Here is a 22988-nt window from a genome sequence, read left to right as displayed (position 1 = left end):
GCTCGCCTGCCGATAGGCGTGGATGCGAGGTCCGCGCCAACCGCACAGGCCGGGGCGGGGCGCGTGTCCCCGGCCGCTTGCCAGTGAGGCCCCGACCCCGCAAAAGCGCGCCATGCTCCGCGTCAACGACCTCACCTATCGCATCGGCGAGCGCCTGATCCTCGACGGCGCCACCTTCGTCATCCCCGACCGCGCCCGCGTGGGCCTCGTCGGGCGCAACGGCGCCGGCAAGACCACCCTGTTCAAGGCGATCCTCGGCGAGCTGCCCACCGAGGGCGGCACGGTGTCGATGCCCAAGGGCATGCGCATCGGCGCGGTGGCCCAGGAGGCGCCCGCCGGCCCCGAGACCCTGCACGCCGTGGTGCTGGCCGCCGACACGGAGCGCGCCCGCCTGATGGCGGAGGCCGAGCACGCCGACGGCCTGCGCCGCGCCGAGATCGAGACCCGGCTGGTGGACATCGAGGCGCACTCGGCGCCGGCCCGCGCGGCGGCGATCCTCCACGGTCTCGGCTTCGATGCGGAGGCGCAGGGGCGCCCCTGCGCCGACTTCTCCGGCGGCTGGCGCATGCGCGTGGCGCTCGCCGCCGTGCTGTTCTCCGAGCCCGACCTGCTGCTCCTCGACGAGCCGACCAACTACCTCGACATCGAGGGCACGATCTGGCTCTACGACTACCTAGAGCGCTATCCCCGCACGGCCGTGATCATCAGCCACGACCGCGACCTCCTCGACGAGTGCGTCGATCACATCCTGCACCTCGACCGGGGCAAGCTCAGCATCTACCGGGGCGGCTACACGAGCTTCGCCCGGCAGGTCGCCGAGAAGCGCGTGCTCCAGGCCAAAGCGAAGCAGAAGCAGGACGCGGAGCGGGCCCATCTCCAGAGCTTCGTGGACCGCTTCAAGGCCAAGGCCACCAAGGCCCGGCAGGCCCAGTCTCGCGTCAAGCGCCTCGCCAAGATGGAGATCATCGCCTCAGTGATCGAGGACGACGTGCCGGCCTTCCGCCTGCCGAGCCCCGAGCGGCCGCTCTCCCCGCCCATCGTCGCCATGGAGCGGGTGCAGGCCGGCTACCCGGACCGGATCGTGCTCACGGGCCTGAACTTGAGCCTCGCACCCGACGACCGGGTGGCGCTGCTCGGCGCCAACGGCAACGGCAAGTCGACCTTCTGCAAGCTCATCGGCGGGCGCCTTTCCCCCTTGAGCGGCGACTTGCGCCGCTCCTCCAAGATGGAGGTCGCCTACTTCGCCCAGCACCAGCTCGACGAACTGCGCCCGGCCGAGAGCGCCTACGCCCATGTCCGCGACCTGATGCCGGACGTGCCCGAATCGAAGGCCCGCGCGGCGGCGGCCCGCCTGGGCTTCTCGGGCACCAAGTCCGAGACGCCGGTCTCGCAGCTATCCGGCGGCGAGAAGGCGCGCCTGCTCATGGGCCTCGCCGCCTTCCGCGGTCCGCACCTCCTGATCCTCGACGAGCCGACCAACCACCTCGACATCGAGAGCCGCCAGGCCCTGGTGGAGGCGATCAACGACTACGAGGGCGCCGTCATCCTGGTGAGCCACGACCGCTTCCTGGTGGAGGCCTGCGCCGACCGGCTCTGGCTCGTCTCGAACGGCAGCGTGAAGGCCTTCGACGGCGACATGGACGATTACCGCCGCTACGTCCTCGCCGGGCCGGAGCGCGAGGCCGAGAAGGGCGCGGCGGACTCCACCGGCGGCGCCAAGGCGGTGGAACGGCGCTCCAATGCCGACCGCCGCGTCGCCCTCGCACCCCTGCGCAAGAAGCTCGAGGGCGTCGAGGCGCGCATGAAGAAGCTCACCGACGCCATGGCCAAGATCGACGCGGCGTTGGCCGATGGCACCGCCTTCCAGGCCAACCCGGCCAAGGCCGGCGAGATCGCCAAGATGCGCTCCGACGCCGCCGCCGCCCTGGAGGCGGCCGAGGAGGAGTGGCTGGAGCTCAGCGGCGAGATCGAGGGCGCGACCGCCTGAGTGGGGTCGAGCCGCTCCCCGCGGTGCTGCGATACTCCAGGAGAGGACCCCGTGTTCGGAAATCAGCCCGCAGCACCCCGTCATCCCGGGGCCGCGCAGCGGAGCTTGGGATCTTGACACGCAGGTCGTGTAAGACTTCACGCTGTCGGCGGTTCTGGATTCCGGGCTCGCCTGCGGCGCCCCGGAATGACGGTGCGGTCGCGGCTGCCTTTCCGGTGATGGGGGTTACGCACGCATCCTCCCTCGACCGGCGACGTCTGGCGGAACCACCCCCACTCCTAACCTCTCCCCACAAGGGGGAGAGGGACGCGCCCTGTCCTGGGGCGTCGTTTGCTGGAGAGGCACGACGCACCCCTCCTCCCCCCAAGGCGAGCGAGACGCGCCCTGATCGTGAAAGGACCAGCACCGACCGCAAGGCCGCTCGGAAACATCCAAACCGCCGGGGCGTTTCCGACGGCGCAACTCGAGGGACCCCGACGATGCCTGATGCCCCCCGCCGCCGGCTCGGGCCCTTGCTGGCGCTGCTTCCTTTCGGTGCCGCCGGGGCCTGGATCGCCTATAGCCGCCTCGGCATCGACCATCGTCGCCGGATGCCGCCCGCCCTCCCCGGCCGGCAAGAATGCCTGGGCAGCGATGCGGGCGGGCTGTCGTTCTACGCCGATGGGCCGGCCGAGGGCGTGCCGCTCCTGCTGATCCATTCCGTGAACGCGGCAGCCAACGCCTACGAGGTCCGGCCGCTCTATCGCCATTACGCGAGGACGCGCCCGGTCTACGCCCTCGACCTGCCGGGCTTCGGCTTCTCCGAGCGCAGCGACCGGATCTACACGCCGGAACTCATGACGGACGCGATCCACGCCATGGTGGCCGAGATCCGCCACCGGCACGGGGGCGCCGCCATCGACGCGATGGCGCTTTCCCTTTCGGCCGAGTTCCTGGCCCGGGCGGCCCTGGCGCGCCCCGACGATTACCGCAGCCTGGGGCTGATCAGCCCGACCGGTTTCGACCGGCGCTACGAGCGCCGCAATCCGTCCGGCAGCGACACGGCCCGGGCGGTGGCGGCCTATCCGCTCTGGGGCCAGGCGCTGATCGACCTCCTCGTCAGCCGCCCGAGCATGCGGTTCTTTCTCGAGAAGACCTGGGGCTCGCGCAGCATCGACGAGGGCCTGCTCGAATACGATCAGGTCTCGGCCCACCAGCCCGGCGCCGAATTCGCGCCCTTCTCGTTCCTGGCCGGGCACCTCTTCGCCACCGAGACCGGCCGGATCTATCCCCGCCTCGAGGGGCCGGTCTGGATGGTGCACGGCACCCGGGGCGACTTCGTTGATTACCGCCACGCCGACCGCTTCCGCGGCGATCCGAACTGGACCCTCGACGTGCTGGAGACGGGCGCCTTCCCGCATTTCGAGTGCTTGGATGCCGTCACCGCCCGCTACGACGCCTTCTTGGCGCGGCTTGCGCGCTGAGCCCCTGGTCGCTCGCCCCGCGCCGGGTTAGTCGAGGGGCACGCCCCCTCGATCCGAACCCGGAGCCCCGATGTCCGACCTCACCCTCGCCGCCGCGCAGACCATCGTCGCCACCGCCCTGGAGACGGCTCGCGCCCACGCGCTGAAGCCCCTGGCCGTGGTGGTCTACGACGCGCGGGGCGCCCTCAAGGCCATGGGCGCCGAGGACGGGACCTCCCTGCGCCGCGCCGAGGTGGCGATGGGCAAGGCGAATGGCTGCCTTGCCCTCGGCCTCGGCGGCCGGGCGATCCACAAGCGCGCCGAGGAGCAGGCCTACTTCGTCGCCGCCGTCAGCCACCTCGTCGGCCCCGCCGCCCTGGTGCCGGTGCCGGGCGGCGTCCTGATCCGCCGGGGCGAGGCCGTGATCGGCGCCGTCGGCATCTCGGGCGACACCTCGGACAACGACGAGCTCTGCGCGCTGGCCGGCATCGAGGCGGCGGGGCTCACCGCGCAGACCGGCGCCTGAACCGATGCCGCGCCCGCATCGGCGGCACTGGCTCGTCGGCGGTGCGGCGCTCCTGGCCGCCGGCGGCGTCGGCCGGGCCTCGGCCGCGCCGGCCGAGCTCTACCGGCGCGGCAACGATGCGGACCCGGAGACCCTCGACCCGCACAAATCCTCGACGGTGGCCGAGGCGCATATCCTGCGCGACCTCTACGAAGGCCTGCTCACCTACGACAATCACGGCGCGATCATCCCCGGGGCGGCCACCGCCTGGACCCTGTCCGATGATCGCCTGACCTACGACTTCGCCCTGCGTCCGGACGGGCGCTGGTCGAACGGCGATCCGGTCCGCGCCGGTGACTTCGTCTTCGCCCTCCGGCGCATCCTCGCCCCCGCCACCGCGGCCAAATACGCCGAGGTCCTGTTTCCCCTGAAGAACGCCCGGGCGGTGAACCAGGGCGGACTGCCCCCCGAGGCCCTCGGGGTCGTCGCCCCGGACGAGCGGCGCCTGGTGCTGACCCTGGAGCAGCCGACGCCGTACCTGCTCGAACTCCTGACGCACCAGACCGCGCTGCCGGTGCATCCGCCCTCGGTCGCCCGGCACGGCGACGCCTTCGCCCGGGCCGGCAACAGCGTGACCAACGGCCCCTACCGCTTGGCGGACGTGGTGCCGAACGACCGCATCACCCTGGAGCGCAACCCGCATTTTCATGCGGCGGCCACGGTGGCGATCCCGCAGGTGGCCTTCCTGCCGACGCCGGACCTGTCGAGCGCGGTCCGGCGCTACGCGGCCGGCGAGATCGATTCGCTGGCCGACCTGCCCGGCGACCAGATCGCTTCGCTCAAGGCGCGCTTCGGCTCCGAAGTGGTGCTCGGCCCCTCACTCGGCCTCTATGCGCTCGCGGTGAACACCCGCAAGGCGCCCTTCGACGACGTCCGGGTCCGGCGCGCCCTCTCCCTCGTCATCGACCGCGAGTTCCTGGCGAGCCAGCTCTGGGGCGGGACCATGGACCCGGCCTATTCCCTCTGCCCGCCCGGCCTCGACCATTATCGCCGGCCGCCCGAGACCGAAGGCCGCGAGGCCCTGCCGATCGACCGTGAGGACGAGGCCCGGGCGCTGCTGGCGGCCGCCGGCTTCGGCGAAGGCCGGCCCCTGCGGCTCGAGTATCGCTTCAACACCAGCGACAACAACCGCAACACGGCGCTCGCCATCGCCGACATGTGGCGCGGCATCGGGATCGAGACCCGCTTCGTCTACACCGACGCCAAGACCCACTTCGCCTACCTGCGCGACGGCGGCGCCTTCGACGTGGCGCGCATGTCCTGGATCGCGGACTATTCCGATCCGCAGAACTTCCTGTTCCTGCTGGAGACCGGCAATGACGGCCTCAACCCGGGCCGCTACAGCAACCCGGCCTACGACGGCCTGATGCGGCGGGCGGCGGCCGAGGGCGACATCGCCCGGCGGGCCGAGCTCCTCTCCGCGGCCGAGACGATCGTGGTCACCGAGCTGCCCTGGATCCCGGTGATGCACACCCGCTCGAAGGCCCTGATCGCCCCGCGGCTGGCCGGCTACCACCCGAACCTGCGCAACGCCGCCCCGACCCGGTTCCTGAGGCTGACGGCGTGATCGGCTTCGTCCTGCGCCGCCTCCTCCAGGCGATCCCGACCCTGTTCGCCGTGGTCACCGCGAGCTTCTTCCTGATCCGCCTCGCCCCGGGCGGGCCCTTCGACCTGGAGCGGCCCCTGCCCCCGGCCGCCATGGCCAACCTCGCCCGGGTCTACGGCCTCGACCAGCCGCTGATCGTCCAGTACGGGCGCTACCTCGGCGCCCTGCTCACCGGCGATTTCGGGCCCTCCTTCTCCTTCCGCGACCTCACCGTCGGCGACCTGTTCGCCCGTGGCCTGCCGGTCTCGATGACGCTGGGCACCCTCGCCCTGGCGCTCGCCCTGGTGCTCGGCATCGGCCTCGGCGCGCTGGCGGCCTTCCGCCGGGGCAGCGCCGTAGACCGCCTCGTCGGCCTCACCGCCGGCCTGACGCTCGCGGTGCCGACCTTCGTGGTGGCGCCCCTGCTGCAGATCGTGTTCGGCCTGACCTTGCGCTGGCTGCCGGTGGGCAGCTGGGAGAGCGGCGCGCCGGCCAACCTCGTGCTCCCGGTGGTCACCCTGGCCCTGCCCCAGGTCGGGGCGCTCGCCCGCCTCACCCGCGCCGCCCTGGCGGAGGTGCTGGCCGCGCAGCCGGTCCGGACCCAGCGCGCCATGGGCCTGCCGCCCCACCGCATCGCCCGCCACGCCCTGCGCGGGGCCCTGCTGCCGGTGGTGGCGATCCTCGGGCCGACGGCGGCCTCGCTGCTCACCGGCTCGGTGGTGGTCGAGACCATTTTCGGCCTGCCCGGCATCGGCCGCTACTTCGTCGACGGCGCGCTCAACCGCGACTACACCCTGGTGATGGGCACCGTCGTGCTGGTGGCCGTCTTCGTCATCGCCCTCAACCTCGTGGCCGATCTCCTCTCCGGCCTTCTCGACCCGCGCCTGCGGGCGGCCCGGTGAGGCGCGTCCTCGGGCGCCTCGCCCGCAACGGGAGCGCCCTGGCGGCCCTCGCCGTCCTGGCGCTGGTCGCCCTCGCCTGCCTCGCCGGTCCCCCGCTCACCGGCCACGATCCGGGCCGGATCTATCCCGACCTCGTGCGCACCGCGCCCTCGCTCCGGGCCCATCCGCGCCCCGAGGCCATCGCCCCGGCGGTGGAGCGCCTCGCCTTCCGCATGCGGGTGACGGCCGCGGACATCCGGGTCGCGGACGGGCGCCTGCGCGTCACCCTGTCGGCGCCGAACCCGATCAACGCGCGGGTGCTGAGCTACCTGCCCCGCTCGGACCTGTTCGGCCCCGCCACCATCCTGTCGCAGGAGGCCGAGGGGCGCCGCCTCGTGGTCGAGGCGCCGGTGCGGCGGCTCTTTTTTCCCCTCGGCACCGACGTGCTCGGGCGCGACCTCCTTACGCGCAGCCTCGTCGCCGGCCGGATCTCGCTCCTCATCGGCCTCGTCGCCACCGGCGTCGCGCTCCTCATCGGCGTCACCTACGGGGCGGTGGCGGGCTATGCCGGCGGCCGGGTCGACGCGGTGATGATGCGCGGCGTCGACGTGCTCTACGCCCTGCCCTTCGTGTTCTTCGTCATCCTGCTGCTGGTCTTCTTCCGGGCCGGGCTCGGGCTGATCCTCGTCGCCATCGGCGCGGTGGAATGGCTCGACATGGCCCGGATCACCCGGGCGCAGACCCTGTCGCTGCGCCACTGCGACTTCGTGCGCGCCGCCGAGGCGCTGGGCCTCTCCACGGTCGCGATCCTGCGCCGGCACATCGTCCCCAACACCCTCGGACCCGTCACCGTGGCGGCGACCCTGCTGGTCCCCAAGGTGATCCTGCTGGAGAGCTTCCTCTCCTTCCTCGGGCTCGGCGTGCAGGAACCGTCCACGAGCTGGGGCGCCCTGATCGCCGAGGGCGCACGGGCCATCGAATCCGCCCCCTGGATGCTCGCCGCCCCGGCCGGGTTCCTCGTCGCCACCCTGGTGGCGCTGAACGTGCTGGGCGACGGCCTCGCCGAGGCCCTCGACCCGCGTCTCAGCGCGGATTGGTGAGTCCGGGATAAACCACCCGGACCACGCGCCGCTCTTCCGGGATCTCCGAGACCGGCCGGCCCTTGGCGTCCCGCGCAGGGCCCGCCTCCGCCGGCACGACGTCGCTCGGCCGCAGTCGCCACGGATCGAGGGGCCGCGCCGCCGCGCCGCGTCCCGCTTCGGATGCGGCGGCGGGCGGGACCCCGAGGGCGGTGAGGGCGAGAAGCAGGGCGGAAGACACGCGGGCGGGCATCGGCAGGGCGTCCGGGAGAGCCTGCCGAGTTCAGCGGAGATGACTTAACCTTTGCGTGAAGCTTGGCGGAACCGCCGGGCACCGCGCCGGATTGCCAACAACTGTCGTACAGCACGGTTAACGAGGATTCGATGGCAACCAAGGCCGTGGCGGACCGGGGCAGCGCGAGCGCGGGGACGACGCCGGAGCGGGTCCCGATGGGAACCGTGATCGACACCGACATCTCCGCCCGGCTCGACCGCCTGCCCTGGGGGCGCTTCCACGTCCTCGTCATCGTGGCGCTGGGCATCACCTGGGTGCTCGACGGCCTCGAAGTCACCCTCGCGGGCTCCCTCGTCGGGGCGCTGCGAGCCGAGCCCATGAGCTTCACCGAGTTCGACATCGGCCTCGCGGCGAGTTCCTACCTCGTCGGCGCCGTCACGGGCGCGCTGGGCTTCGGCTGGCTCACCGACCGCATCGGCCGCAAGAAGCTCTTCTTCATCACCCTGGCGCTCTACCTCGCCGCCACCGCCGCCACGGGCCTGTCCTGGAATATCTACAGCTTCTGCCTGTTCCGCTTCCTCACGGGCGCCGGCATCGGTGGCGAATACACGGCCATCAACTCGACGATCCAGGAACTCGTGCCGGCTCGCGTGCGCGGCTGGACCGACCTCGTCATCAACGGCTCGTTCTGGATCGGCGCGGCGATGGGCTCGTTCCTCTCCATCGTGGTGCTGCGCCCGGGCATGATCGACCCGGCCTGGGGCTGGCGCATCGCCTTCTTCGTCGGCGGCGGCATCGGCCTCGTCATCCTCCTCCTGCGCACCTGGATTCCCGAGAGCCCGCGCTGGCTCGCCACCCATGGCTACGTCGCCGAGGCCGACCGCGTGGTCACCGCCATCGAGAAGCGCTTCACCGACGAGGGCCACACCCTGCCGCCGATCGACGAGGGCAAGCGCATGAAGCTCAGGACCCGCAGCCACACCCCCCTCAAGGAGGTGTTCGGCACCATGCTGGTCGGTCACCGCCGGCAGACGTTCGTCGGCCTCGCCCTGATGGTGGCGCAGGCCTTCTTCTACAACGCTCTGTTCTTCACCTACGCCCTGGTGCTGCAGCGGTTCTACAACGTGCCGGGCGACCATGTCGGTTGGTACCTGCTGCCCTTCGCCCTGGGCTCCTTCCTGGGTCCCGTGCTCCTCGGGCGCCTGTTCGACACCATCGGCCGCCGTCCCATGATCGCCTTCACCTACGGCATCTCGGCGGTCCTGCTGGCGATCACCGGCTACCTGTTCAAGATCGACGTGTTCGGCCCGGTGGGCCAGACGGCGGCCTGGATGGTGGTGTTCTTCTTCGCCTCCGCCGCCGCGAGCGCGGCTTACCTCACCGTCGCGGAGACCTTCCCCCTGGAGATCCGGGCCCTGGCCATTGCGGTGTTCTACGCGCTGGGCACCGGCATCGGCGGCGTCTCCGGGCCGCTCCTGTTCGGCGCCCTGGTGGAGACCGGCTCGCGGGACTACGTGCTGGTCGGCTACCTCATCGGCGCGACCCTGATGGCCGTGGCGGCGGTCGTGGGCGGTCTCTTCGGAACGGCGGCCGAGGGGAAATCCCTGGAAGACGTCTCGAAACCTTTGGCGGCCGCCTGATCTGCGGCGATCGAGCCCCGGCAAGGCTCGAAACCACCGGGATTGATCCGTGTCGGTCCGGCACCGACCGGGTCACGCCCATCTCGGGAAGGACCCCATGCGGATCGTCCCCACCGCCCTTTCCCTGGTCCTCGCCGGCGGCTCCCTGGCGTTGGCGACGGGCAATGCCCGCGCCGAGATCGAGCCCCCCGGGCCGCCGCGCCTGACGATTCCGGGCGTCGTCGACAAAGGAATCGTCTGGCCCGGCGGCATCGATAATGGGGGACCGGGTTCGATCGGCACCGTCGCCCCCGGAGCCACTGGGGCCTCCAAGTGCCTCGAACGCGTCCGGCGCGTCCGGCAACGCCGCATAGACCCAGACGCCGATCGCCAGCACCGGCGGCGGGGGCGGCAGCTGAACTCTCAGGGCAGGCGGCGTTCGGCGAAGAAATCCCGCAGCAACCCGGCGGCCTCGGCTTCCCGGAAGCCGCCATAGACCTCCGGACTGTGATGGCAGGTCGGCTGATTGAAGAAGCGCGGCCCGTTCTCCACGGCACCGCCCTTCGGGTCCGCGGCCGAGAAGTACAGCCGCCGGATCCGCGCGAAGGCGATCGCGGCCGCACACATCGCGCAGGGCTCCAGGGTGACGTAGAGGTCGCATCCGTTCAGCCGTTCGTCGTCGAGGGCCTGGCAGGCGGCCCGGATCGCCAGGATCTCCGCATGGGCGGTCGGATCGCGCAGGGCCCGCGGGCGATTGTGCGCCACGGCGAGGACCACCCCGTCCCTCACCACCGCCGCACCCACCGGAACCTCCCCCTCCGCCGCCGCCCGACGTGCCGCCGCGAAGGCGTGGCTGAGGGGGTCGGTGGCGGACGGATCGGTCTCGGGCATGATGGAGTCCTGCGGATCGGCGCCCGATCCCTGGCGCCCGATCCTTGGCGACCGCGACGCTGCTTCGCAATGGGCTGCACCCGAGGAACCCTCGGCACCGTCGGCACGAAAGCCCTGCGACCCCCGGCTGGCGGTTCAGCGACGGCAGGTCGGGCTCGACGGCGGCTTCGTCACCGCCATGGGACATCGCTGCCGTCTTCGCACGCGGATTGTTCAAGCGCGGCGCGCCGATGGAGCTCCCGCACCGAGCAGAAGCCGAAGCCGTTCGTGGAATGGCTTCACGAGGATGTTAAATCCCGGAACATCGCTCGGGCGTGGCCGTTGGGATGGGCAATGCGGCACGGCCGAGACGACGCCGACCGCCAACCCGAAGACGAGGAGCGCACGATGAGCAGCACCACCGACAAGATCAAGGGTCTCGCCAACGAGGCTGTCGGCAACGTCAAGCAGGGCATCGGCAACGTGACCGATAACGACAAGCTGAAGGCCGAGGGCAAGGCCCAGGAGCTGAAGGGCGAGACCCAGAAGACGGTCGGCGATGCCAAGGACGGCGTCAAGAACGCCGCCGACGCGGTCAAGAGCAAGCTCTAAGTCTTTCGACCCCGGATCTCGTATCCGGCGACGATGATCTCGGAAGGGCGGCGCGAGCCGCCTTTTCGCATGTTTGGGGACTGCATCCACCGAACCCGCGGCCCTTGCGCGCGGGATCACTCGCAACAACGCGCCCGCTCTGTTATGGGGCAGGCATGACCGACAAGACTGACGATACGATGGGCAAGTCTGAGGACGTGCCTGCCAAGACCTCCCGTTCGAAGCCCAAGGCTTCGGCAAACCCGTCGAGCAAGACCGCGGCGGCGTCCACCCAGACCGCGCCAGCGAAGGCCCACGCGTCCGCGCCCGCCGCAGGGGCGGCCGAGGGGGCGGCGAGCCCGCCCGCCAAGGCGGCCAAGGCCGCGAAGGCCAAGCCTGAGACGGCGGACGCCGCCAAGACGGGTGCGGGCAAGGCCGGCGCTGGCAAGACGGCGACCGCGACGGCTTCGGACACCCCGGCGTCCGGTGCGACGCCTTCGAAAGCGAAGTCCGCGAAGCCGGCCGCGTCCGAGGAGACGCTCGCGGCGGAGACCGTGACGTCCAAGGCCCCGAAGGCGGCCTCCGCCAAGCCGAAGGCTGAGACGGGCAAGCCTGCGACGGCCGATGCCGCGTCGGCCAAGGCTGCGGCGGGCGCCGAACCCGTCGACACGGCCAAGCCGAAAGCCGCGAAAGCCAAGCCGGCCAAGGCCGAGGCGTCCCAGGACGTCTCGAAGGAGGCCTCCACCGTAGCGCCCGAGGCCGCGAGCGCAGTGGCGGAGCCGTCCGCGGCCAAGCCCAGGACGGCCAAGCCCACGACGGCCAAGCCCACGACGGCGAAGCCCACAACGGCCAAGCCCTCCAAGGCCAAGGCACCCGAAGCCGCGCCGAGCGAGGCTGTCGCCGCCGAGCCTCCCGCGCCCGCGGCGGACGCGTCCGTCGCCAGGCCGGCGGTCGAGGCTGCGCCCAAGCGCGCCAAGGCGACGCCGGCCGAGGCGGCGGCGCCGCAGGCCGCCGCCACGACCTCTTCCGAGTCGAAGGCCCCGGCCGGGTCCTGGGCTCCGGCGACCGATGCCGGCATTCCCGGCCCTTCGGCCGAGGAGAAGCCGAAGGTCCGGCACGCCGCCATGCCCCGCGGCGGCGACGCGCCCCTGCGCCGCAAGACCGCCATGGCAACGACCGCCGTGGCGAAGGCCGCCCAGCCGGGGACCGCGGCCGCCGCGTCCGGCGGTCCCGCCCGCGACGAGGGCACGCCCGAGGGCGACCGCATCGCCAAGGCCATCGCCCGCGCGGGCATCGCCTCGCGCCGGGATGCCGAGGCGATGATCGAACAGGGCCGCGTCACCCTCAACGGGCGGGTCCTGACCTCGCCGGCGATGAACGTGACCCCCGATGACCGGATTACCGTCGACGGCGAGCCGCTGCCGGCCCGCGAGCGCACGCGCCTGTGGATCTACCACAAGCCCCGCGGCCTCGTGACCACGGCGCGCGACCCGGAAGGCCGCCAGACCGTCTTCGACAACCTGCCCGAGGACCTGCCCCGCGTCGTCGCCATCGGCCGCCTCGACATCAACACCGAGGGGCTGCTGCTCCTCACCAACGATGGCGGCCTCGCCAAGGTCGTGGCCCATCCGGATACCGGCTGGCTGCGCCGCTACCGCGTGCGCGCCCATGGCGACACCACCCAGGCCGAGCTCGACAAGCTGCGCCGGGGCGTGACCATCGACGGCATGGATTACGGTCCGGTGGAGGCGACCCTCGACCGGGCGTCCGGCGACAACCTCTGGATCACCCTCGGCCTGCGCGAGGGCAAGAACCGCGAGGTCAAGCGCATCCTCGAGCATCTCGGGCTCGCGGTGAACCGGCTGATCCGCCTCTCGTTCGGGCCGTTCCAGCTCGGCGACCTCGAAGCGGGCCTGGCGGAGGAGATCCGCACCAAGGTGCTGAAGGAACAGCTCGGTCCGGCCCTCTCGGAACAGGCCGGCGTCGATTTCGAGAGCCCGGTGCGCGAGCCGATCGCGCCCTTCGGCTCGCCGAAGCAGCAGGCTAAGCAGCCCGCCCGCAGCGCCTCGGCCGCCCAGCGCCGCGACACCCGGGGCACCGACGACGAGGGGCCGCGCGGCGGCGGCCGCCCGATGGCGCCGGCCAAGCCCGCCCGCGTGCCCACCGGCGGCAACAGCGCCGGTCCGCGCCGCTCCGTCTGGCGCGCCGAGGACGAGGCCAAAACCGAGGATGGGACCCGGCGGGTCAAGATCCCGCGCCGGGGAGCCGACCCGAAGGTCGAGCGCGAGACGGCCGCCGCCCGGGGACGCGAACGCGTCGGCGCCATCAGCACCGGCGAGCGCCGTGTCCTCGTGGAGCGCCTGAAGTCGAGCCCGCAGGAACCGGCCGCCGAGCCGCATCGCCGCGACAGCGCCGTGCGCCGTCGCGGGGACGAGGCCGCCCCCCGCGAGGGCCGCTTCCCCCGCGCCGAGGCCCAGGGCCGCCCGTTCCGGCAGGCCGACGACCGTGCCTCGGAGTCTCGCCCCGCCGGTGACCGGCCCGCTCGCGGCTTCGGCGGCGAAGGCCGGCCGCCGCGCCGGGACGACGACCGTCCGCGCGGGAACTTCCGCTCGCAGGACGGTGCCGAGCGCCGTGGTCCCCCGCGCGGGAGCGAGGATCGCCCCCGCGGCCCCTTCCGCGGCAATGCGAATCGCGCCGAGGGCGGCGACGACCGTGGCGCCCGTCCGGCCTCCCGCGGCGCGCCGGCCCGGGACGACCGCCGCGACGGCTTCCGGGGCGACAAGCCCAGCGGCTTCCGTGGCAACGACCGCCCCGGCGGCGACCGTGGCGGCTTCAAGGGCACCCGCCCGGACGGCGAGCGCGGTGGCTACAAGGGCACTCGCCCGGACGGCGAGGGCGGTGGCTACAAGGGCACTCGCCCGGACGGCGAGCGCAGCGGCTTCAAGGGGGCCGGCAAACCCGGCGGCGGTTTCAAGGCCGGTGGCAAACCCGGCGGTTTCAGCAAGCCCGGTGGCAAGCCCGGCGGTTTCAGCCGCGGCGGCTCCGGTGGCGGCAAGCCCGGCGGCGCCCGTCCGCCCCGCGGTGGCGGCCGGTGAGGATCGTCGGCGGCGATCACCGCGGCCGCCGCCTCGCAACCCCGAAGACCGACGCGATCCGGCCCACCTCGGACCGGCTCCGCGAGGCACTCTTCAACGTCCTCGCGCACGCCTATGACGATGCCGTCGCCGGGGCCCGGGTCCTCGACCTGTTCGCCGGCACCGGGGCGCTGAGCTTCGAAGCCCTGTCGCGCGGTGCGGCCTACGCCCTCCTGGTCGACGAGGACGCCGAGGCCCGCGCCCTGATTCGGGAGAACATCGAATCCTTCGGCGCCGAAGGGGCGACCCGCCTGTTCCGGCGCGACGCCACCCGACTCGGCCCGGCCGGCACCAGCGGTACCTTCTCCCTCGTGTTCTGCGACCCGCCCTACCACCGCGACCTCGCTCCGGCCGCCCTGGCCAGCGCGGCCACCGGCGGCTGGCTCGCTCCCGGCGCCCTCGCGGTCGTCGAGGAATCCGCGAGTGTCCACGTCGCCCTGCCGCCCGGGTTCACCGAGCTGGAGCGCCGGGTCTACGGCGACACCGCCCTCGCCTACGCGCGCTACGCCGCCTGACGCGCGACCTCGACGCGAGCTGCGTGGTATACCGGCGCGACCGACGCGCGCGCGGCGGACCCCCGCGGCACCCGGGCGCGTTCCTCCGGTATGGTCCTCGCCGAACCCCGAACCGACGCCGCCGAGATCGATCCGGTCGCCTCCGACCCGCGCCCGTCCCGCCTCTGGCGACCGCGCCGCGTCCTCGTCACCCCGGCCGCCCTGGAGCACGCGCACGGCCGCGCGATGGTGGCTCGCGCCGAGGCCCTCGGGTTACCGGTCGAGCGCTTGGCCGCCAACCGTCTGACGGGCTTACGAAATCCGGACCCACGGATCGCGTATCGCGAGGCGAAGGCGACCCTCGCCATCGTCGTCGCCCCACCGACCAAGCTGAAACTCCAGCCGATTCCACCGAGCGCCGACTGGCGCTTCGACCTCGCCGAGGGCTGCCCGGCCCATTGCCAGTACTGCTATCTGGCGGGCTCTCTCTCGGGCCCCCCGGTGACGCGGGCCTACGCGAACCTCGACGCGATCCTCGACAACCTGCCGGCCTATCTCGGCCAGGGCGCCATCACCTCGACCCAGGCTGACCGCGCCCAGGAAGGCACCACCTTCGAGGCCTCGTGCTACACCGATCCCCTCGGCATCGAACATCTCACCGGCTCGCTCTCGGCCGCCATCACCCGCTTCGGCGCCTGGGAGGCACCGGTCCAACTTCGCTTCACCACCAAGTTCGCGGCCGTGCAGCCCTTGCTCGGCCTTGCCCACAACCGGCGTACCCGCATCCGGTTCTCCGTGAATGCGCGCTCGGCTGCTCGCTACGAGGGGGGAACGGCGAGTTTGGATGCGCGCCTGGCGGCCCTCCGGGAGGTCGCGGAGGCCGGCTATCCGGTCGGCCTCACCATCGCGCCGATCCTGCCGGTCCCGAACTGGCAGGACGCCTATGCCGGCTTGATACGGGATGTCGCCGCGGCGCTGTCGGGCGTGAAGGGCATCGATCTCACCGTTGAACTCATCACCCATCGCTTCACGCCCGGTTCGAAGAGCGTTCTGCAAAGGTGGTATCCCGGTTCGGATCTCCCGATGACGGAGACGGAACGAAGTCGCAAGCTGACGAAATTCGGATCGGTGAAGTACGTCTTTCCGCGGGATCTGATGCAGTCCATGCGTTCTTGGCTGACGGGAGAGATCCAGCGCACCTTGCCGGCTCGTATCCTTTACTGGACGTGAGATATTATCCTGCCTTCAATTCGGTTGGCCTTCATCGAAGCGACTTCGTGCCTCCTGGATTGCCGGAAGATTCGAGAATGCCCAGGCCCCCAGGGCCTGAACGGGGACCTGCAGGGATCGCCCGAGATCCGTAAGTTCATACTCCACCCGGGGCGGAATGGTGGGATACACGGTCCGGGAGACCAAGCCGTCGCGCTCGAGGCCTCGGAGGGTGAAGGTCAGCATCCGCTGCGAGATGCCCCCGACCAGGCGCTTAAGTTCGTTGAAGCGCCGCGGCCCATCCGTCAGCATCATCACCACGAGGATCGACCACTTGTCGCCGATCCGCGACAGGACTGTGCCGACGACCCGGCAATCGCCCGGGTTGTGCTGTGCGGTCGTTGCGGTTCCCTCGTTGTGCCCCAGTTCCACGAATGTGCCTCCTTGCGCGGGAGCGCATCTGGTTCTCTATACCGCCTCGGTACACTTCTGATACCGGGGATCGAAGATGAAACTCCTGCACGTCGACGGAAGCATTCTGGGGGACCATTCGGTCAGCCGCGCGGTTTCGGCTGCGATCGTCACGCATCTGACGGCGGCGACACCGGGCCTCGACGTCACCTACCGCGATCTCGCCGCGACGCCGATTCCGCACCTCTCGGGTGCCTACCTGGCAGGCCACCAGCCGAACGCGACGAACACCCCTGATATCCAGCACGACGTCGAGCTCGGCCGTTCCGTCCTTGCCGAATTCCTCGCCGCCGACATCGTGGTGATCGGCGCGCCTCTGTACAACTTCACGATCTCGTCGCAGCTGAAGGCCTGGATCGATCGTATCCTCGTGGCGGGCCAGACCTTCAAGTACACCGAGAGCGGCGCCGTCGGCCTCGTTCCGCAGAAGCGGGTCATCGTAGCCGTTGCTCGGGGCGGTCTTTACGGAGCGGGAACACCGAACGCGGCGGCGGAGCATGCCGAGACCTACCTGCGCGTGGTTCTGGGTTTCATCGGCATCACGAACCCGGAGATCATCGTCGCCGAGGGCATCGCACTCGGTCCGGACGCCCGCCAGAAGGCCCTCGACGGTGCTCTGAAGGCCGCCTCCGACCTGCCGGCGGCCTAGCGCCGTCCGAAGAGCCGCTCGATGTCGTGGAGCTTCAGCTCCACGAAGGTCGGGCGGCCATGGTTGCAGGTGCCGGCGAGCGGCGTCGCTTCCATCTCGCGCAGGAGCGCGTTCATTTCCTCTGGGTGCAAGCGCCGGCCCGCTCGGATCGAGCCGTGGCAACTCATCCGCGACAGGATCGCGTCCAGGCGCCGGCCGAGGGTGCCTGCACCCGCATCGGTGCCATCGGGGCTTTCGTCTTCGAGACCACTCTGGCTGAGCGCATCGAGGATATCGGTGACGAGGGTCCGGATCGAAGCGCCGGCGAGAGCGGCCGGTACCTCCCGCACGAGGACGGCGCCCGAGCCGAACGGCTCGAGCGTGAGGCCCAGGCGGTCGAGATCGGGGGCCGCGGCGACGAGGCGCTCCGCCTCGCCGGGAGCCATCTCCACCACGTCGGGAATCAGCAGACCCTGACGGGCGATGCCGCCCCGTGCGCGTTCGCGTTTCAGCCGTTCGTAGACCAGGCGCTCGTGGGCGGCATGCTGATCGACGAGGACGAGACCATCGGCCGTCTGGGCGACGATGTAGGTCTCGTGCAACTGAGCCCGCGCCGCTCCAAGGGGGTGCACCTGTTCGTCCGCTGGCTCCACCCGTGGGCGCAGATCCGCCGCCGGGGGGGCGAAATCATGCGCGAAGCGGGCCTGGGGCGCCTCGGCCATTCCGGTGAGCGCCGGCGAGCGCGGAACCGCCTGGCGGTAGGGATAGGGCGCAGCAATGGACGGCACCGAGCCCGGTCGGTTCAGTGAGGGGATCGGATAGGTACTGGTGCCCGAATGAACGGCGAGACCGGTCGGCCGCAAGGCGTCCAACGTGCGGGCAGCGCCCGTGGTGGAGCCGCGCAGGCCGGCTTGTCGGAGGGTCTCGTGGATCGCACTGACGATCAGGCTCCGGACCAGGCCGGGATCGCGAAAGCGGACTTCGGTCTTGGCCGGGTGCACATTCACGTCCACCAGCGACGGATCGCACAGGATCGCCAGAGCCAGGACCGGGTGGCGGTCGGAACTCATGGTATCGGCATAGGCGCCCCGCACGGCGCCGAGCAGTAGGCGGTCACGGACCGGCCGGCCATTGACGGTGAAGTGGATCTGGCTGGCAGCGCCGCGATGGAAGCTCGGCAGGCCGATATGACCCGCAAGCGCGAAGCCCTCGCGGGCCATGTCGAGGGCTAGCGAATTTGATGCGAAGTCGGTGCCGAAGATCCCAGTCAGGCGCCGAAGGGTTGCGGAAGAACCCGTTTCTGTCTCGGCCGGGAAAATGAGCGGCGTCCCACTTTCCGATCGCAGGACAAGTCGGATTTCGGGCTGCGCCACCGCGAGCCGGCGCAGGATGTCGCCGATCGCCGCCGTTTCGGCCCGGTCGGACTTCAGGAATTTCAGTCGCGCAGGTGTGGCCGCGAACAGATCGGACACCTCGATGCGCGTGCCGCGCGCGCTCGGTGCCGGGCGGACTTCGCCCTTGATGCCCGCATCGACCGTAAGGGTGACACCGGTTTCGGCCTTGGACGTACGACTGGTAAGAGTCAGGCGCGCGACCGCGCCGATGGAGGGTAGGGCCTCGCCACGAAAGCCCAGCGTTTCGATGCGGGTAAGGTCTCCCCCTGGAAGCTTCGAGGTGGCGTGTCGCTCTACGGCGAGCGCAAGATCATCCGCATCCATGCCCGCGCCGTCATCGACCACACGGATCAAGCGTCGGCCGCCTCCTTCGATCGTGACCTCGATACTGCGTGCGCCAGCATCGATCGCGTTCTCGACGAGTTCCTTGACCGCTGAGGCAGGCCGCTCAACGACCTCGCCCGCAGCGATACGGTCGACGAGGATCGGATCGAGGCGACGGACGGGGCGAGGTGGCGTGGACATGCGAAGGAAACTATAGGTGCCCTCGGACACAGCCGAAAGGCCAGGATGGAAACGTTGGTTCGTGCCACACCCGCTGCCGATTCGACGCACGCTCACGAGGGTGACGACAAGGTCGACGGTATGAAGACCTTACGGTTCTCTTTCGAGGGGCTTATCCGCGCGTGAAGGCCAAGCTGCAGCGCTGCCGCACCGTATGGGGACGGACCGAACAGCGCGATACACTTCCGGGACTGCGTGCGGTGACCAACGCCGTGTATCAGCCGGCGACCCCGGACGGGAGTTGGGCGCTGTGCGATGCCGATGGCACCATCATCGAATTTGGCGCCAATCCCATGCTGACGGACGTCGTGGACGAGGCGGACGATCGCCCGACTCTCTTCATCGGTCCGCTGATCACCCATTACGGCCATTTCCTCCTCGGCACCTTCGCGCGCCTCTGGCCACTCCTCACCTGGAGGGGACCGAAGCCACGCCTCCTCTGCTACGCTGAAGGACCTCTGGATGCGCTGCACGCGAAATGGGCGACGCTACCGTTCCTCGCCGACATTCTCGCCCGCTTCGATCTGACCATCGCAGACCTCGTGACCTTCCAGAACGTGACGCGGATCCCGAAGCTGCTGGTTCCGGAGCCGAGCGTAAAGGAGCAGGACTTCACCCATGCGATCTACGGCACGCTCACGCACTATACCGGCGAGGCGTTCTACGACCCAGTCGCTGTCGATCGGGAAACGCGGCCGGTCTACCTGTCGAAAGCAAGATTGGCATCGGGGATCTCGCGCCTGCGCAACGAGGATGTGCTGTGCGAGCGTCTGGCGCGGCAGGGGGTGGACATCGTTTTCCCGGAGACCCTGCGGTTTCCTGAGTTGGTTCGTCTGCTTTCGGAACGGAAAATGGTTCTTGGAACGGCAGGCTCGGCGTTCCATACGGCCGTCTTCGCGGCGCCGAACCGCCGGATCCTCGCGTTGAACTGGACGCCTCCGGTCCACGCCAACTATCCCCTGCTCGATGCGCTCAATGGCACGCAGGCGCGGTACTACTTCGTTCCGGGGAGCATGATCGAAGAGGAGCCTGGCTTTCATTTCGGGTGGTCGATCCCGGACCCACAAGCGGTCGCGGCCGAGATGCTGGAGCGCGCGCATGCCTTCGACAGCCTCGAGGCCCGCGATGCCGCCGAGGACACGGCGCGTTGGCGATCCAAGTGGATCCCGGGCTGGAAACCGGTTCAGCGCTGGCTCGAGCGCCGCCTCTGACGGCTCAGGCGACGCCTGACCGGAGCAGATCGTGGTAGTGCACGAGCCCGACCGGGCGGTCGTCCTCGACGACGATCAGCGCCGTGATCTTCATCGATTCCTGGATTTCCAGGGCCTTCGCGAGCAACGTTTCGGGGGCGACCGTCCGTGGCTTGCCGCTCATCAGCGCCTCGACCGCGAGGCTATCGAGATCGGTGCGGAAGACGTTGCGGCGCAGATCGCCGTCCGTGAGGATCCCCGCGAGGCGTCCCTCGGCGTCCACCACGACCACCGAGCCGAAACCTTTCGCATCGATCTCGGCGATGGCCGCGCGCATCGGGGTCCCGCATGGGACCACCGGCAGCTGGGATCCGGTATGCATCACCTCGCGAACCTGACGCAGCGACGCGCCGAGGCGACCGCCCGGGTGATAGATGCTGAATTCCCGCGCGGAGAAGCCGCGTGCTTCGAGGAGCGCAATGGAGAGCGCATCGCCGAGGGCAAGCTGCATCGCCGTGGACGTCGTCGGGGCCAAGCCATTCGGACAGGCCTCGCGCGCCTTCGGGAGGGTCAGGCAGATGTCGGCTTCGCGGCCCAGGGTCGATGAACTGTTGGATGTGATGGCGATCAGGCCGACGCGGTAGCGACGGGCATAACCGATGATGTCGGCCAGCTCCGTCGTCTCGCCCGACCAGGATAGCGCCACCACGACGTCTTCGGGCTGTATCATGCCCAGATCACCATGGCTGGCCTCGGCGGGGTGAACGTACAGGGCGGGCGTCCCGGTCGAGGCCAGCGTCGCAGCGATCTTGCGACCGATATGGCCCGATTTGCCCATGCCCGTGAGGATGGCGCGTCCCTTGGCGCGGGCGATGCGCGACACCGCATCGGTGAACGCCGCGCCGAGCCCATTGCCGATGGACTCCATCAAGCAGGCGAGCCCATCGCGTTCGGTCTCGATCGTCCGCAGGGCGGAGGCGACCGCCGGCGAGAGCGTCGAATCCGCGGGGATCGAGGCGGGGCGCAAGGCCTGGGCGCTGTCTGCTGGAGCCATACTGCCCCGTATCCTTCTCGTGAGATCGCGTGCGCGTGCGGCGCCACGGTCGTCCGCCTATGGACAGGGATTGTGGTCGGATGGCGACCCCTTGGCCTTGCCCGATGTGTCCCGCTCCGCGTTGACGCCCCATTAACCGTGCCGGTTGTAGGCCTGTTAACCATGAGGTCGGGGCGTCTTCCCTTGAAAGACGGTCTGGCGTCGTCCGTCTCGCGCATCCGCAGGCGGCCCAGGTCTCGAAGCGCCGTCTTCGGCGTCAAGGTCAGCGGAAAGACGTCGATCCGTGACATGCGCAGGGCCGATCGCAGGATGGCAGAGCCAAGGTCTTCGTGGCTTTGCCCTGATCGCTGCCCTCACGCTTCCGTCCCTTGCCCGGGCTCAGGCGCTTCCCTCCGGTGCGCCCGATAGTACCTTCGGAGCGCCGGCCGTGGGCGACGTCCTGCCGCTGGGCGCGGGCCTGCGGGGCAGTACCGTCTCGGGCAGCGGGGTTCTGAACAGCAACGGCTCTGCGACCGGCGGAGAGACGTCAGGCAGCGGAGGACTGGCCACCCGTGCGCTGGCCGGAAGCCGATCCGGCAGCGCCCTCGCCTCCGGCGGGACGAATGGGCCCAACAATCGCGGACTGACGAATCTCCTGCGGCTCAGGGCGATCCCGCCGCGCCGCTTCGGGAGCGCGACGGTCCGGCCGGTCCGATCGATCACGCAAGTGCCGCCTTACGATCTGCGTCTCACGCCGGTGGTGCGCAATGCCGTGAGCGGCGTTCCGTTGCCGACGGTGCTGCCGCTCGCTGGTGTCCAGACGCCGGGATTCTTTCTCTCGACGGCCCTTCGGCGGCCGATCACCATCGACGAGGCCTACGCGCCGCTCGGGATCAAGGTCGGCACCTTCACGATCCTGCCTGCGATCCAGCAGAGCATCGGCTATGACACCAACCCCGACCAGATCACGAATCGGCTGGCCAAGCCGTCGCTGGCGCTGCGGACCGATGGCGAATTGAGCTTCCGGAGCGACTGGTCGTCGAGCGAGCTCACCGGCGACCTGCGGGGGGGCTACGTCGATTATCCGGACAATCAGGGGGCCAGCCGGCCGAACGGAGCCGGCGTGACGCGGCTGCGGATCGACGCGAATCGCGACACGCGGATCGAGGTCGAAGGCCGATTTCTCCTGGAAACACAACGCACTGGCACGCCGGACCTGGCGGCCGCGACGGCGACCCGGCCGCTGATCGCGAGCTATGGCACGACGGTCGGCGTCTCCGAGCGCTTCAACCGGGTCCAGGTTTCGCTGCGGGGGTTGCTCGACCGCTCGGAGTTCGAGGATGCGCAGCTCTCGGATGGCACCATCCTGCGCCAGAGCGATCGCAACCTGAACCAGTATGGCCTGCAACTTCGGGCCGGATACGAGATCTCGCCCGTCATCACGCCCTTCGTCGATGTCCTGGCTGACACGCGCGTCTACGATCTACGCGTCGACTCATCGGGAATACGGCGCGATTCCGATGGCATCACGCTCTCGGGCGGCGCGTCCTTTGCCCTGACCCGCTTCGTCACCGGGGAAATCTCGGCGGGACTTCAGCACCGCAGTTATGTCGACCCGGCCCTGCGCGATCTGACGGCGCCCGTCATCACCGCGGCGCTGATCTGGAGCGCGAGTCCGCTCACCACAGTCCGCCTGAATGGAGCGACGGGCATCGTCGAGACGTCGGTGCCCGGTTCGAGCGGCGTCCTGACACAAACCGCGACGCTGGAAGTCCAGCACGATCTCCTGCGCAATCTCTCGCTGACCGGCGGCATCAGCTACCTGTCGAACGACTATGACCGGGTGAACATCACCGAGCGCGGATTCTCGGCGACGGCGCGGATCGACTATCGCTTCAACCGCTGGCTGGCGATGCGCGGGAGCTACATCTACCAGCGCCTCGACAGCACCTCGTCCGGTTCAAGCTTCCACGCGAACACGTTCCTGCTCGGCCTGCGCGTCAATCCGTGACGCGCG

19 protein-coding genes are annotated in these 22988 nt (G+C 70.4%); 14 read left to right on the top strand and 5 right to left on the bottom strand.

Annotation, left to right across the window (positions count from 1 at the left end; all coding sequences use genetic code 11):
* Positions 1-112: 112 nt before the first annotated feature.
* The 6 genes from ASG63_RS01075 to ASG63_RS01050 all read left to right on the top strand — a co-directional run bounded on the left by ASG63_RS01075 (position 113) and on the right by ASG63_RS01050 (position 7560).
* Positions 113-1987 (top strand): ABC-F family ATP-binding cassette domain-containing protein, encoded by a 1875-nt coding sequence (locus tag ASG63_RS01075; RefSeq protein WP_056211183.1) that lies wholly within the window; start codon positions 113-115, stop codon positions 1985-1987.
* 479 nt (positions 1988-2466) lie between these two features.
* The gene (locus tag ASG63_RS01070) at positions 2467-3450 is read left to right on the top strand and encodes an alpha/beta fold hydrolase (RefSeq protein WP_056211181.1); all 984 of its coding nucleotides are present in this window, start codon (positions 2467-2469) and stop codon (positions 3448-3450) included.
* Between the two features lie 70 nt (positions 3451-3520).
* Positions 3521-3955 carry a GlcG/HbpS family heme-binding protein gene (locus ASG63_RS01065; RefSeq protein WP_056211179.1) on the top strand — a complete coding sequence of 145 codons (435 nt, stop codon included), beginning with the start codon at positions 3521-3523 and terminating at the stop codon, positions 3953-3955.
* Between the two features lie 4 nt (positions 3956-3959).
* Positions 3960-5561, top strand: coding sequence for a peptide ABC transporter substrate-binding protein (locus tag ASG63_RS01060; protein ID WP_056211178.1), 1602 nt, complete (start codon positions 3960-3962; stop codon positions 5559-5561).
* Complete coding sequence (locus ASG63_RS01055; RefSeq protein ID WP_056211176.1) at positions 5558-6481, top strand: ABC transporter permease; 924 nt, start codon at positions 5558-5560, stop codon at positions 6479-6481. Before ASG63_RS01060 ends, ASG63_RS01055 begins: the two co-directional genes overlap by 4 nt.
* Positions 6478-7560, top strand: coding sequence for an ABC transporter permease (locus ASG63_RS01050; protein WP_056211174.1), 1083 nt, complete (start codon positions 6478-6480; stop codon positions 7558-7560). The genes ASG63_RS01055 and ASG63_RS01050 overlap by 4 nt, the downstream gene beginning before the upstream one ends.
* Here ASG63_RS01050 and ASG63_RS01045 read toward each other — a convergent pair.
* The gene (locus ASG63_RS01045; protein ID WP_056211173.1) at positions 7544-7792 is read right to left on the bottom strand and encodes a hypothetical protein; all 249 of its coding nucleotides are present in this window, start codon (positions 7790-7792) and stop codon (positions 7544-7546) included. The two genes, ASG63_RS01050 and ASG63_RS01045, sit on opposite strands and share 17 nt — an antisense overlap.
* 131 nt (positions 7793-7923) lie before the next feature.
* On the opposite strand from ASG63_RS01045, the gene ASG63_RS01040 reads away from it, so the two are divergent.
* Positions 7924-9414: an MFS transporter gene (locus ASG63_RS01040; protein ID WP_056211171.1), complete on the top strand. Its 1491-nt coding sequence runs from the start codon at positions 7924-7926 to the stop codon at positions 9412-9414.
* A gap of 402 nt (positions 9415-9816) precedes the next feature.
* On the opposite strand, the gene ASG63_RS01035 is transcribed toward ASG63_RS01040, so the two are convergent.
* Complete coding sequence (locus ASG63_RS01035; protein WP_056211169.1) at positions 9817-10284, bottom strand: nucleoside deaminase; 468 nt, start codon at positions 10282-10284, stop codon at positions 9817-9819.
* Between the two features lie 387 nt (positions 10285-10671).
* Between ASG63_RS01035 and ASG63_RS01030 the strand changes: the two genes are divergently transcribed.
* From ASG63_RS01030 to ASG63_RS01010, 4 genes are all read left to right on the top strand, one after another.
* Complete coding sequence (locus ASG63_RS01030) at positions 10672-10875, top strand: CsbD family protein (RefSeq protein ID WP_056211453.1); 204 nt, start codon at positions 10672-10674, stop codon at positions 10873-10875.
* Between the two features lie 1145 nt (positions 10876-12020).
* Positions 12021-13949, top strand: coding sequence for a pseudouridine synthase (locus ASG63_RS01020; protein ID WP_244479730.1), 1929 nt, complete (start codon positions 12021-12023; stop codon positions 13947-13949).
* Positions 13946-14503 (top strand): 16S rRNA (guanine(966)-N(2))-methyltransferase RsmD, encoded by a 558-nt coding sequence (gene rsmD, locus ASG63_RS01015; RefSeq protein ID WP_056211166.1) that lies wholly within the window; start codon positions 13946-13948, stop codon positions 14501-14503. The genes ASG63_RS01020 and rsmD overlap by 4 nt, the downstream gene beginning before the upstream one ends.
* A 90-nt stretch (positions 14504-14593) precedes the next feature.
* A complete protein-coding gene (locus ASG63_RS01010) occupies positions 14594-15712 on the top strand; it encodes an SPL family radical SAM protein (protein ID WP_056211164.1) in 1119 nt (372 codons plus the stop codon).
* A gap of 15 nt (positions 15713-15727) precedes the next feature.
* Here the strand turns inward: ASG63_RS01010 and ASG63_RS01005 are convergent, their stop codons facing one another.
* On the bottom strand, positions 15728-16123 hold the full coding sequence (locus tag ASG63_RS01005) for a winged helix-turn-helix transcriptional regulator (protein WP_056211162.1): 396 nt from the start codon (positions 16121-16123) through the stop codon (positions 15728-15730).
* A gap of 76 nt (positions 16124-16199) precedes the next feature.
* Here ASG63_RS01005 and ASG63_RS01000 point away from each other — a divergent pair, with 76 nt between their 5' ends.
* Positions 16200-16811, top strand: coding sequence for an FMN-dependent NADH-azoreductase (locus ASG63_RS01000; protein ID WP_056211160.1), 612 nt, complete (start codon positions 16200-16202; stop codon positions 16809-16811).
* On the opposite strand, the gene mutL is transcribed toward ASG63_RS01000, so the two are convergent.
* Complete coding sequence (gene mutL / locus ASG63_RS00995; protein WP_056211157.1) at positions 16808-18709, bottom strand: DNA mismatch repair endonuclease MutL; 1902 nt, start codon at positions 18707-18709, stop codon at positions 16808-16810. The two genes, ASG63_RS01000 and mutL, sit on opposite strands and share 4 nt — an antisense overlap.
* 161 nt (positions 18710-18870) lie before the next feature.
* Here mutL and ASG63_RS00990 point away from each other — a divergent pair, with 161 nt between their 5' ends.
* Positions 18871-19959 carry a glycosyltransferase family 61 protein gene (locus ASG63_RS00990; RefSeq protein WP_056211155.1) on the top strand — a complete coding sequence of 363 codons (1089 nt, stop codon included), beginning with the start codon at positions 18871-18873 and terminating at the stop codon, positions 19957-19959.
* Between the two features lie 4 nt (positions 19960-19963).
* Here ASG63_RS00990 and ASG63_RS00985 read toward each other — a convergent pair whose 3' ends face one another.
* On the bottom strand, positions 19964-20992 hold the full coding sequence (locus ASG63_RS00985; RefSeq protein WP_056211152.1) for a KpsF/GutQ family sugar-phosphate isomerase: 1029 nt from the start codon (positions 20990-20992) through the stop codon (positions 19964-19966).
* 283 nt (positions 20993-21275) lie between these two features.
* On the opposite strand from ASG63_RS00985, the gene ASG63_RS00980 reads away from it, so the two are divergent.
* The gene (locus tag ASG63_RS00980) at positions 21276-22982 is read left to right on the top strand and encodes an outer membrane beta-barrel protein (protein WP_082504697.1); all 1707 of its coding nucleotides are present in this window, start codon (positions 21276-21278) and stop codon (positions 22980-22982) included.
* Positions 22983-22988: the final 6 nt, after the last annotated feature.

The sequence above is a fragment of the Methylobacterium sp. Leaf94 genome, assembly GCF_001426045.1.
Classification (GTDB): domain Bacteria; phylum Pseudomonadota; class Alphaproteobacteria; order Rhizobiales; family Beijerinckiaceae; genus Methylobacterium.
Note: the sequence above shows the minus strand (reverse complement) of the source record. Positions and strands in the feature narration are given on the sequence as shown.